Here is an 11,404-nt window from a genome sequence, read left to right as displayed (position 1 = left end):
AATTAATGGTTCATGGCATTTAAACTTTTGGCTATTGTTCGTAACAGGCATTTTCATTCTCTTCTTGGAAATGTTATAATGGCTTTTTTCAATGTACTTTCCTTTGCGTTGCTGGTAAGGATGCTTTCCCTGAGCGCTTTTGGAGAATGGGTATTATTCCTGGCCACCTACAATATCCTTGACCAGATACGCACTGCCATGCTGCAATCGGGCATTATAAAATTCAGCGCTGGCACCGATATTACCACCAGCAGGCAGGTAACAGGAGCCGCCTGGTACATTTCCCTGCTGCTTACCTTATCCTTTATTTTATTTTCCTTCCTGGTATATGCCATTGGCTATCGTTACTTCAGTCCTACCTGGCATTTCTTCCTGGGCTGGCTGGGCATTATGACTTTACTTTCGCTGCCCTTTAACTTTGCCACATGGGTGTTACAGGCAGCGCACCGATTCGATAAAATTGTACAGATCAGAATGCTGCAGAACGGGTCATTCCTGGTGTTGCTGGGTATCTTGTTTTTTATGAGACAGGTAACGCTTCATAATGTGTTGTATACTTATTCATTATCCCTGCTGATCACCAGTATTTATTGCATGATATTCCGCTGGACTGCCTTAACCACCATGGCTGCACGGACAAAAGCACAGGCCATCGAATTATTTCATTACGGGAAACTGATTGTTGGCAGCATGTTTTCTTCCGCCCTGCTGAATTATTCCGATAACCTGGTACTGAGAACAATGCTGAGCCCTACCGCGGTAGCGGTATACAGTATTCCCCAGAAATTTATGGAAGTGATCGAAATTATATTGCGCAGCTTTGTAGCCACTTCACAGCCCACTATTTCCGCAGCCGCCAACAGGGGCGACTGGAAAGAAGTGTCCCGGGCTTTTTGCAGGTACACTGGCACCGTTACTATTCTTATTCTTCCGTTTGTTGTAGGGCTGCTTTTATTCACAAAGCCGCTGATCCTTTTACTGGCAGCCAAAGCCTATCTGCCGGCCACCGATATTGTGAGGATATTCCTCTTTTCGGCCATCCTTTATCCTATCGACCGGTTTATTGGCGTTACATTGGATATGATCAACAAGCCGCTGATCAATTTCTATAAAAATCTTATTAAGCTGATACTGAATATTGTGCTGGATATTGCGCTGGTATTACTCTTTGCAGATATACGCTCAGTGGCCATTGCCTCCAGCCTGAACCTTTTGTTTGCAGTGGTATTCGGATATTTTTTCCTTCGCCGTTACCTTCCTGATGTAAACCTGAGAAGCATTGTTTATTACGGCTGGCTTGAATGTAAAATGTTGTTATCAAAGATTAAACTGTTCCGTTTACAGTATAAATAATTTTCAGTTTATGAAACTAGCTTTTATTATACTGAGTCATAAAAACCCGGCGCAACTGTGCCGGTTGCTGAACAGGCTGCAGCATCCACTCATTGATTGCTATGTACATCTTGATGCCAAATCTGATATCAACGAATGGCAGGCGGCGATGAATTTACCACAGGTATATTTTATAGAGAAACGTGTAAACGTAACCTGGGCGGGATACGGCACCATACAGGCCGCACTGAACGGCATTGAGTTCATTGAGAATTCCGGTAACCAGTACGGTTTTATCCATCTTATCAGTGCGCAGGATTACCCGCTTACAACGATGAATGTGTTTCATGATTTTTTCAATGCCCGCGCGGGGCAACAGTTCCTGGACCTGCTCCCTGCCCGCACGCTGCAACAGATGATGCCCAAAATCACCTCCTATCATTTTGAAGATCTCCGGCTGCCGGGGAAATACCGGATCACTGCATGGATCAAAAAACTGCTTCCGAAAAGAAAACATCCACTGAATATGGAAGTCCATGGAGGATCGCTCTGGTGGAGCCTTACGCAGGAATGCGCAGCATGGTGTTTCCATTTTATAAAAGATCACCCGGAGCTGGAGCGCTTTTACAAATATACCTGGGGAGGAGATGAATTTATTTTCCAGACGGTGATCATGAACGGGCCGTTTAAAAGCACGGTGCAAAATAACTACCAGCGTTATATCGACTGGTCCGAAGGGCATGCGCATCCCAAAACATTTACCATGAGCGATCTGCCTGGTATACTGCAATCAGGTAAACTACTGGCCCGCAAATTCGATATGAGTAAAACGCCTGAACTGCTGGACCGCATAGATGCAGCAGCGGACAAGGGATAAAAAGATAAGGCTGATCATTGCTGACCAGCCCTTCTCTTTTTTGTACCAACATTCAAAAATCAACCGGCGCTTTTTCTCCATAAGGTGTTAAAGCCACCGGTAAAATTGTAAGGCAATATTTCTGCTACCTGGCAATCGAGCGTTTGCAGGAATTTAAGCCGCTTTGTAAGCAGGGAAAAAGGAAACACATCTTCCACGAAATTAGTTTTCGCAAATCTCACGATCTTAAAATCACTCGCCTCCGCCAGTTTCTGGAGGTCTTTCCGGGTGAAGAACTGCACATGATCCAGGTTATCGGCCTGTGATTGAGCCGTAGTGCCTTTAAATCCAAGTGCGCTTTTCACCTTATTGATGCTTTTCCATAAAGCAGGGTTGTTGCGCGCTTTAAGCATGGGTCTTGTTACACACAATTCCCTGGGGCCATTCCCATTGGGAACAGTTACTACCAGCAAGCCATTATCCTTCAGCGATGCATGGATGGTGTTCAGCAGCAACTGCGGCTGATCAAGATGTTCCAGTACCTCGCTGCATATCACTGCATCATACGTTTCCCCCTGGGCAGTAAGCGCTTCCGCGCTGATGGCTGCAAATTTCACATTGGGATAAGTATTGCGCTGCTGTGCTACTGCAATTGTTTTTTCACTGACATCTATCCCCAGCACTTCATAGCCAAACTGCCCGAGATGCCGGCTGATAACGCCATTACCACATCCTACATCCAACACACGGCCTCCGTCGGGAATGTTGCTTTTCAAACTATCCGTTATAAAATTCAGTCGTTTTATATCGGTAATCCGGTCATATTCGTAGGTGATCACGGTTTTTGTCATATTGCAATTGATAAAATGTTATTATTTACAAAGCTGTTGATATACAGCTGCAATTTTTTCTGTCATGCCTACCACGTTAAAATTAGCTGCGATGGCTGCTTTCGCATTACTCTGCAACCTGGCTCTCAGTGCGCCATCACGCGCTACCCTCACCATGGCCGCAGCCAATGCCGCAGGGTTGCCGGACGGCACCAATATCCCGTTCTCTCCATCCTGCACTGCTTCTTTTGTACCATCTACATCACTGGCAATAACGGTTTTCCCCATAGCCATCGCTTCAAGTACGCCAATCGGAAAGCCTTCCCACAGGGAGGGTAGACAATAGATGTCGGCCGCATGCAACACTGCCGGTATATCCTGGCGGAAGCCGGCAAAGGTTACCTGTTTTCCGATACCTGCGGTTGTTGCTGCGCTTACCACATCATTCATCAGCTCTCCATCCCCTATCATCAGCAAATGTAGCTGTGGCGCCTGTTGCAGTGCCGCGGCAAAACCCCTGATCATCCCCACCGGGTTTTTCTGGTAAGTCATGCGTGCAATAAAACAAACCAGCAGTTTACTTTCGGGTATACCATATTCCGCACGCAGATCAGGGTATTGTGCATCAGAATTAAACTTCTGCAGGTTGATCCCATTCCTTACCACGATACCGGAAAATCCTTTTAAGGCTTTGATACCGGTTTGCCGGTTGGACTCAGACACGCAAATGTTCACCTGTGTTTTACGCGTGATAAACTTCTCCGCGGCAATACGTAAACGTTTGGCCAGCGGGTGCAATCCATCGTGAAAAGACCAGCCATGAATGGTGTACACCACCGGTAATCCCAGTTTGCGCGCAGCCCACAACACATTTGTATTGGCGCGGGTACCATGCACATGCACAATATCTATCCGCTGATCTTCCATAAATTTCTTCACCTTCTTCCATACGCTGATATCAAACGCTTTCTCGCTCCCGATAACAAATGCGGGAATATTCATTTTCTGCAAAGCCGTCATCATAGGGCCTTCTGTAAAGGAAAGCACAATGGGATCAAATACTGTTTTATCCAGCGATGCCACCAGGTCAAGCACATGACTTTCTCCCCCGCCGATCTTACCCTGGCGGATGGTTTCAAGTACCCGTGTTTTGCCATTCATCTTTCCCATACTATAATTTTTCTATCCAGCGACTGTACCATAACTGGAAAACCAGCATATTCCATAATTTCTGATGGCTCACTTTACCGCCTGATAAATAATTATTCAGTAACCCTTCTACATGCGGCACATTGAAAAGCCCTGATTTTGCCAGGCGCTCACCGGAGAGATAATATTGCATCTGCTCTTTCAGCTCATCCCTGAACCATTCCTGCAACGGGGCGATGAAAGGCCTTTTGGGACGTTCCATCAATGACTTTGGAATATATTTATGTACAATTGTTTTCAGGATGTATTTATTGATACCGTCTTTTATTTTAAGTCCTGCGGGCACCTTTGCCAGGAATTCCACCAAACGGTGATCCAGCATGGGCTCCCGGCCTTCAATACTAACCGACATGGTGGCCCGGTCTACCTTTACCAGGTTATTATCAACCAGGAAAGTTTTATAATCCACTGCCAGTAAGCGGTTCAGCGGATCGTTCATATTGTCCAGTTCCCCGTTCATGTCGAAGTTGGTTTTATAACCATCTGCCGGCACGGCGGTATAATAATTCACTTCATTTTCCGTAAGATACTGGCTGATATATTTCAGCGCATGCTGTGGCTTACCGCTGGCCCATATCAGTTTCATCTTCTCATAGCGGGAAGCGAAATTATATTGCTTGTTGAAGTAAGGGATCACTTCTGGCGACACCACCGACATGGCAGCGCTGAGCGTGCGTTGCAGGGGTTTGGGAAAACTGCCGGTATAGCGGAGCGACTGGTTAAATTTATTATATCCTGCAAACACTTCATCTCCCCCGTCGGCGGAAAGCACCACCTTTACTTCCTTACTGGCAAACCTGCTCACTAATGTGGTAGGCACAGTAGAGTTATCAGCAAATGGCTCATCGTATATTTCCGGCAGGTGCTCCAATACCTCTTTTGCTTCAGAGGGACCTACTATCCATTCATAATGTTCAGTACCCAGGTGCATGGCAATTTTCTTCGCCTCTTTCGACTCATCCCACTGTGGCTCTTTATACCCAATGGTAAAGGTTTTGATGCGGCTGGAAGTGTCAGACTGCAGCAAAGCCGCTACGCTGGCACTGTCGTACCCACCGCTCAGGAATACACCCACCGGTACATCGGATACCATGCGGTAACTGTATGCACTGTGCATGAGTTGCTCCGTTTGCTTGATCACATCAAACTCAGACAGGCCGGTAAGCGGCTGCCGGTAAGCATCCAGTACATTCCAATACTGCACTTCCTTTACCGAGGCATCGTTAAGCGACAGCTTCAGCAGGTGGCCGGGTTTCAGCTTATGCGTGTTCCTGTAAATAGTGTAAGGGGCGGGAATATAGCTGTACTGGAGGAAGAGAGACAGGCTTTTTTCATCGATCTCTTTCCGGAATTCCGGGTGCTCACAGATGCCTTTCAGTTCGGATGCAAAAAGCAGGGTGCGGTTATGCCAGTAGTAATATAATGGTTTAACACCGGCACGATCCCTGAAGAGCGTCACTTCTTCTGCAGTGCGGTCATAAATCACGAAGGCAAACATGCCGATGCATTTATCGAGGATCTTTTCCTTCCATTGTGCATAGCCTTTCAGCAGTACTTCCGTATCGGCGCCGGAATGAAAGTGGTGGCCCAGCTTTTCCAGCTCTGTACGGATCTCCTTGAAATTATATATCTCTCCATTGAAAATAATGGAATATTGCTCAAAGTGCATGGGCTGATGACCCGACCTGGAGAGATCCAGGATGGATAAACGGCGCTGGCCCAATCCCACGGAAGCCCGGGGATGTTCGTATACCTCATAGCCGGCGTCATTTGGCCCGCGATGCGCCATTACATCTGTCATGCTGCGCAGAATGTCTGCGTCTGATTTTTGGGTAAAATCAATAAACCCTGCTATGCCACACATAAATTATCCGGTTTTGGGTGTTTAAGATTCCAGAAAATTCCCTTCCAGAATGCATTCATATGAACTGATTCCCTTTTTAGTAAAAACTGAACCGTGTTCTTGGGAATAGTGAGAAAAATAAAATACAGTATGAAGAACATCCTGGCGGGAAGCTTTACGTTCCGGCGCATGAATAATATCCTGTTACGTGTAATGTAATAAGTTTTCAGGGGGCTGTTCTTACCGGTGGTCATGGACTCTTTATGATAGATCAGCGCCTTATACTGGTAGTATATTTTATAGCCCTGGCGTTTGAACTGCTCGCACCAGTCGAATTCCTCATAATAAAGGAAATATACTTCCGGCATCAGTCCCACTTTGGCGAGGGCGCTGACAGATACCATCATAGCGCCGCCGTGTGCATAATGCGTTTCCGATATAGCGTCGTACTGGCCATTATCCTGTTCACGGCAACCGATCATGCTGTTTCTCCCGGTAAGCCTGTCCACTGCCTTATACCCTGCGTATTCTATAGTTCCTTTCTGAAAAAAGTAATGAAACTTAGGGCTAACCACACCGGCATCGGGATGTTTGGCAAATACTTCCAGCAGGCCTTCTATCAATCCTTCTGTAAACTCAGTATCATTATTCACCAGGAAAAGATATTCGCCGCGGGCGGCTTTAATACCGAGGTTATTTCCTCCGGCAAAGCCCAGGTTATCTTTACTTTCAATAACGATGGCTGAAGGATATTCGTTCTTTATGGCCGCAACAGGGCTTTCTGCAGATGCGTTATCTACCACAATCACTTCCAGATTGGGATAGCTGATCCTGTTAAGGGAGGCCATGAGCTCCACGGTTACCTTTGCATTGTTATAATTAACAGTGATAATTGATACCAGCGGATAATATGTATTACTTTCTGGCTGCATCTAATAAAGGATTATCGATACCTGTTTGTGTATGAGTAGTGTGTATAAAAGTTTTATCTGCTCCCTTCAGGCGGAACAACAATAATATCATGATGCCAACAGCGCGCGGTAAAGTAACCACAGCGGTGAAAAGATATTTTGAAAAGAACTTCCCGGGTATAGGCAGTAAGAGGCTAAGTGTATTCAGTATAAACAAAGCCACCCACCAGTAATAAGACACCGGCATAAAACGCTGCAGCAGGAAACCAAGCGCTGTACAAACCGTTAATGCTGCCAGCAGCAGCATACGCGGCAGCAATGCGTTCTGGCATACTGCAAGGTTAAAATAATTCACATCGCCTTTGAATAAAGCAGCCCATCCCCTGCCCCAGAACGTGCGCAGATATACCAGCTGGCTGGACATCCAGCGTTTGCGCTGGTTCTCAAACACGGCCGCATGCGTAATCTTTTCATCATACACATAGGCATCTTCCAGGTATAAAATACTATGTCCTTTTGATATGACCAGTAATTGCAATACTTTATCAAACCCGCCGGTAGCCTGTATTTCACGGAGAACCTGTTTGATAAGCGGGTAATGAAAGGCCATACCTGAGCCAATTACGGAAGACGATAAGCCCAACGCATTGGCGCCTTTACGGTACAGATGATTGGCAATGATCTCATTGGCTGCGTCGAGAATGGCAAAAGGCGTATTCAGGTTCTTGGCTACTCTTTGTCCCTGGATGGCATGATGCCCCTGCTGGTAGGCATGATTGATCTTTAAAAGAAAATCTGCCTCCAACATGTTATCCGCATCGCAGATCAGTGCCAGGTCGTAATTATCTCCCAGTTTTTCAAAAGCCGTATTCAGCGATTTAGCCTTGGTACTTTTATCGAATTTAACCGGTATCACATTCACACCGGTAGCAGCCAGCTCTTCCATGGTGCGTGATTGCAGGGAATCCGCAATCACCACTACTTCAAACTGGTGCAAAGGATAATGCAGGCGGTTATAACTGTTAACAGTGGATAAAATAATACTGTCTTCCTTATAAGCCGGGATGAGAATGGCAATCCTCGCATAAGTAGCCGTTTCCTCATATGCAATTTTCTTCTTACGGCTCAAACGGCCGGCGATGGCTAACAAAAGATTGTACAGTACACAACCGGCCAGGTAAACAAACAGTATTACTGTTATAATTGTTATCATTATACATTGTCTTTTTGTACAAGCGCGAACGGCGTGCTTGCCATCAGCCACATATCATACCTCAGCGAGCGTTTATGGGCGTAATTAATATCCAGGTCGATCCTTTCTTTGACCGACATATCTTTTTTACCTCTTTTACTTACCTGCCATAAGCCCGTAATACCGGCCGGAGCGAGGAACCTTTCCACCCATTCGTCGGTAGTAAGCGTAGTTGCTTCATATAATGGCAGCGGACGGTTCCCTACCAGCGACATATCCCCTTTCAGTACATTGAGCAACTGCGGGATCTCATCCAGGCTGGTATTGCGCAGGAAGCTTCCGAGTTTGGTTACCCTTGGATCGTTGGATACTTTTATAAAAACAGGACCGTTTGTTTGTCCGTCGTATTGGTTCAGGTGTTTGATTTTGTCCAGTTGCCTGTCGGCGTCCGGTACCATGGTCCGGAACTTGTAGAACTTAAAAACCCGGTAATTCCTGCCCGCGCGTTTGGCGGCATAAAATATGGGACCTTTGGATTCGAGCCTGATGAGAGCGGCAATCACCAGCATTACAGGGCTCAGCAAAAGTAACCCGCCACCTGCCAATACTACATCAAGAGAGCGCTTCAGGAAATTGCTGTAAAACCTGCGGGTGTATAACCGTGTACGGAGACTGCTGCTTTTATATACCGGGAAAGTGCGCATACGTTTTACTTTACTCACTATCGCAATTTTATTCCCCAGCACATGCCACGCCTCCTGTGTGATGATATCATCAATAAAGGTATACTTGCTTACCAGCGATTTCATTTCATCAAACCCCTTATCTGTATACACAAAAAACGGGATAGAGCAGAGGAACTGGTGTGTTTTAAAATAGGTGCTCCATTCCGAAAGGGCCGATTCATAGGCGCTGTCGAAGCGGTAAATAATAGCTGCAGGCACTTTCTTAAAAATGTGCTGCAACTGGTTGATCACTTTCTGCGCATCTGTCACATCCTCCGTCACTATGCATCTGAATTGATTGTTTTCAGTCTGCATCCCCTTATGCGGTGTTCCTACAAAAAGCAGGATGCTTTCTGCATCCGGAACCTCGTAAAGCAATGTGCTTTTACCGGTATCGGTTCCTCTGATGCTTTCTACCTGCAGTGAATTTTGGGTAAAGGTATCCATCGGTTAAAAATTAGTAGTGTATTCGTAGGTGACAATTACATTATACCGCAGCAGCACTCAATTGTTTTTCCAGTATAAAATTTACTTTATCCAACAATTGCATCGGGTCGAAAGGCTTTTGGAGCACTTCTCTCACATTGTTATATTTTGCTGAAAGATCATTTACTTTATCAGCATAGAATCCGGAAAGCACCACCACCGGTGTATCCTGGTAGAGGTAGCTGCCCGACAGGTAATCCAGTAGTTCCCATCCATCAATATTCGGCATCTGCAGGTCTGTAATGATCAGGTCTGCTTTGTTCCCTTTCAGCAGCCAGGTAATTGCTACCAGCCCGTCCTGTGCGGAAACCACAGCATATTCTTTTCCTAAAAGTGCCTCCAGCAAATAACGCATCGGCATACTATCGTCTATTATCAAAATTGTCTTTTTCATTTATACCTTCTTTACAAACAATTACTAAAAACCGTTAATGTGGGCCATGCAAAAAAAAATGCAAGTTCCCGAAGGCTTTTGATGGGATGTGGTCAATTATTAGTCAGGTAAGTTACCTTCTGCGGTTTTAGCAAGGGGATATGAGAGAGACATATGGTTTTTACATTTCCATGTTCCTGCCGGAGTTGTAATCCGATGAACATGGAAGCAAAAGTATTATTTTCAGGATATCATAAATACTTTTTTTGGTAAACGACTTAATTTGGAGGGTAAGTGTTGGAATTTTTACTGTAAACGGTGATGAACATCTCAAAAAAAGGTATAAACAAACATCCAATACAAAAATTCAATTGTGTATGATCCAAATTATGATACTTTTGCATTGAAAATATATGTACCCCCATAAAAGTATCGTCCGCTATGTCAATTTTGTCTGTGATCTTCTGGCTAAGTGTTTTTATTGTATGCTACAGTTATATAGGATATGGTGTGCTCCTTTATCTTGCTATCCGGGTAAAGCGGCTACTGCAGGGCAATCCGGCTGATAAGCCTGCAGCATTTGTGCCGGATGTCACCTTTCTTGTGGCTGCTTATAATGAAGAAGATTTTATTGGGGAAAAGATAAAAAACAGCCTGGCCATGGATTACCCTGCGGGGAAAATACAGTTCATTTTTGTGACAGACGGATCTACCGACAACACCAATGAAATTATCTCGCAGCATCCGCAGGTGAAATTATTATATGATCCGCAGCGCAAAGGAAAAATGGCCGCTGTAAACCGCGCGATGGGATTTGTAACCACTCCTTTTGTAGTGTTGTCCGATGCCAATACACTGCTGAACCCGGCGGCCGTATCATTGCTCATGCAGCGCTTTGCAGACGACAAGGTGGGCGCAGTGGCCGGTGAAAAAAAGGTGATGTCTACCACCGGGGGTGCAGAAGCGCAGGGCGAAGGCATGTACTGGAAATATGAATCCCTGCTAAAGAAATGGGATGCGGAACTTTACAGCGTAATGGGCGCTGCCGGCGAGCTGATAGCTATCCGTACCAGCCTGTACGAGCATCAGCAGGAAGATACCATACTGGACGACTTCATGATCTCTTTCCGGATAAATATGAAAGGCTATACCGTGATGTATGAGCCCGCAGCTTATGCCATGGAAACCTCATCGGCTTCCCTGCAAGAAGAATATAAACGTAAAGTGCGGATCAGTGCAGGCGGTTTCCAGTCGATGGGCAGGCTGCTGCCTTTACTGAACCCTTTCAGGTATCCCAGGATCACCTGGCAATACATTTCCCACCGGGTGCTGCGCTGGACGCTGGCGCCCCTGTCTCTTTTACTGGCCCTGGTTTCCAACATTCTTCTTATCCTGTTGGGAGCTGGTACCATAATATATATGATCACCGGCCTGTTGCAGCTGCTCTTTTATGCCGCTGCGCTTACAGGTTATCTCCTGGCCAGGAAACACATTAAAGCCAAATATTTCTACATCCCTTTCTATTTTGTATTTATGAACGTGGCAGTTTACATCGGCTGCATACGCTTTTTCAGGAAGCGGCAATCCGCCGTTTGGGAAAGGGCGCAGCGCAGCATTGCAGTTCAATAGCAGCTCACCGGTATATTT

At 45.8% G+C, this 11,404-nt stretch carries 10 protein-coding genes; 3 read left to right on the top strand and 7 right to left on the bottom strand.

The features are described 5' to 3' along the window. Window positions 1–12 precede the first annotated feature (12 nt). Both FN124_RS21885 and FN124_RS21880 read left to right on the top strand, forming a co-directional pair. Entirely contained in the window at window positions 13–1,353 is a 1,341-nt protein-coding gene (locus FN124_RS21885; protein ID WP_142686913.1) for a lipopolysaccharide biosynthesis protein, read from the top strand. Window positions 1,354–1,363: 10 nt separating this feature from the next. Next, window positions 1,364–2,209, top strand: a complete 846-nt coding sequence (locus FN124_RS21880; RefSeq protein ID WP_142686912.1) for a beta-1,6-N-acetylglucosaminyltransferase — start codon at window positions 1,364–1,366, stop codon at window positions 2,207–2,209. A gap of 59 nt (window positions 2,210–2,268) precedes the next feature. On the opposite strand, the gene FN124_RS21875 is transcribed toward FN124_RS21880, so the two are convergent. From FN124_RS21875 to FN124_RS21845, 7 genes are read right to left on the bottom strand one after another with little or no spacing between them, the layout of a single operon-like run. After that, window positions 2,269–3,039: a class I SAM-dependent methyltransferase gene (locus FN124_RS21875; protein WP_142686911.1), complete on the bottom strand. Its 771-nt coding sequence runs from the start codon at window positions 3,037–3,039 to the stop codon at window positions 2,269–2,271. A 21-nt stretch (window positions 3,040–3,060) separates the two neighbouring features. Then, window positions 3,061–4,188 carry a glycosyltransferase family 4 protein gene (locus tag FN124_RS21870; protein WP_260607556.1) on the bottom strand — a complete coding sequence of 376 codons (1,128 nt, stop codon included), beginning with the start codon at window positions 4,186–4,188 and terminating at the stop codon, window positions 3,061–3,063. Window position 4,189: 1 nt separating this feature from the next. Continuing rightward, on the bottom strand, window positions 4,190–6,091 hold the full coding sequence (gene asnB / locus FN124_RS21865; RefSeq protein ID WP_142686910.1) for an asparagine synthase (glutamine-hydrolyzing): 1,902 nt from the start codon (window positions 6,089–6,091) through the stop codon (window positions 4,190–4,192). Then, complete coding sequence (locus FN124_RS21860; RefSeq protein WP_142686909.1) at window positions 6,079–7,002, bottom strand: glycosyltransferase family 2 protein; 924 nt, start codon at window positions 7,000–7,002, stop codon at window positions 6,079–6,081. The genes asnB and FN124_RS21860 overlap by 13 nt, the downstream gene beginning before the upstream one ends. Continuing rightward, a complete protein-coding gene (locus FN124_RS21855; RefSeq protein WP_142686908.1) occupies window positions 6,986–8,194 on the bottom strand; it encodes a glycosyltransferase family 2 protein in 1,209 nt (402 codons plus the stop codon). Before FN124_RS21855 ends, FN124_RS21860 begins: the two co-directional genes overlap by 17 nt. After that, complete coding sequence (locus FN124_RS21850; protein WP_221887860.1) at window positions 8,194–9,345, bottom strand: sugar transferase; 1,152 nt, start codon at window positions 9,343–9,345, stop codon at window positions 8,194–8,196. Before FN124_RS21850 ends, FN124_RS21855 begins: the two co-directional genes overlap by 1 nt. A 40-nt stretch (window positions 9,346–9,385) precedes the next feature. Further along, window positions 9,386–9,778 (bottom strand): response regulator, encoded by a 393-nt coding sequence (locus FN124_RS21845; RefSeq protein ID WP_142686907.1) that lies wholly within the window; start codon window positions 9,776–9,778, stop codon window positions 9,386–9,388. Window positions 9,779–10,198: 420 nt separating this feature from the next. Here FN124_RS21845 and FN124_RS21840 point away from each other — a divergent pair, with 420 nt between their 5' ends. Next, the gene (locus tag FN124_RS21840) at window positions 10,199–11,386 is read left to right on the top strand and encodes a glycosyltransferase family 2 protein (RefSeq protein WP_185937315.1); all 1,188 of its coding nucleotides are present in this window, start codon (window positions 10,199–10,201) and stop codon (window positions 11,384–11,386) included. The last annotated feature ends 18 nt before the right edge of the window (window positions 11,387–11,404 follow it).

The sequence above is a fragment of the Chitinophaga polysaccharea genome (genome assembly GCF_902150045.1).
Lineage (GTDB): Bacteria > Bacteroidota > Bacteroidia > Chitinophagales > Chitinophagaceae > Chitinophaga > Chitinophaga polysaccharea_A.
The sequence above is the reverse complement of the archived record's forward strand: the minus strand, read 5'-3'. Positions and strand labels throughout refer to the sequence as shown.

What these genes read in the sequence shown, in the direction of transcription:
- FN124_RS21885 (WP_142686913.1), top strand. Translation starts at nt 13, where the DNA reads ATGGCATTTAAACTTTTGGCTATTGTTCGTAACAGGCATTTTCATTCT.
- FN124_RS21880 (WP_142686912.1), top strand. Translation starts at nt 1,364, where the DNA reads ATGAAACTAGCTTTTATTATACTGAGTCATAAAAACCCGGCGCAACTG.
- FN124_RS21875 (WP_142686911.1), bottom strand. Translation starts at nt 3,039, where the DNA reads ATGACAAAAACCGTGATCACCTACGAATATGACCGGATTACCGATATA.
- FN124_RS21870 (WP_260607556.1), bottom strand. Translation starts at nt 4,188, where the DNA reads ATGGGAAAGATGAATGGCAAAACACGGGTACTTGAAACCATCCGCCAG.
- asnB (WP_142686910.1), bottom strand. Translation starts at nt 6,091, where the DNA reads ATGTGTGGCATAGCAGGGTTTATTGATTTTACCCAAAAATCAGACGCA.
- FN124_RS21860 (WP_142686909.1), bottom strand. Translation starts at nt 7,002, where the DNA reads ATGCAGCCAGAAAGTAATACATATTATCCGCTGGTATCAATTATCACT.
- FN124_RS21855 (WP_142686908.1), bottom strand. Translation starts at nt 8,194, where the DNA reads ATGATAACAATTATAACAGTAATACTGTTTGTTTACCTGGCCGGTTGT.
- FN124_RS21850 (WP_221887860.1), bottom strand. Translation starts at nt 9,345, where the DNA reads ATGGATACCTTTACCCAAAATTCACTGCAGGTAGAAAGCATCAGAGGA.
- FN124_RS21845 (WP_142686907.1), bottom strand. Translation starts at nt 9,778, where the DNA reads ATGAAAAAGACAATTTTGATAATAGACGATAGTATGCCGATGCGTTAT.
- FN124_RS21840 (WP_185937315.1), top strand. Translation starts at nt 10,199, where the DNA reads ATGTCAATTTTGTCTGTGATCTTCTGGCTAAGTGTTTTTATTGTATGC.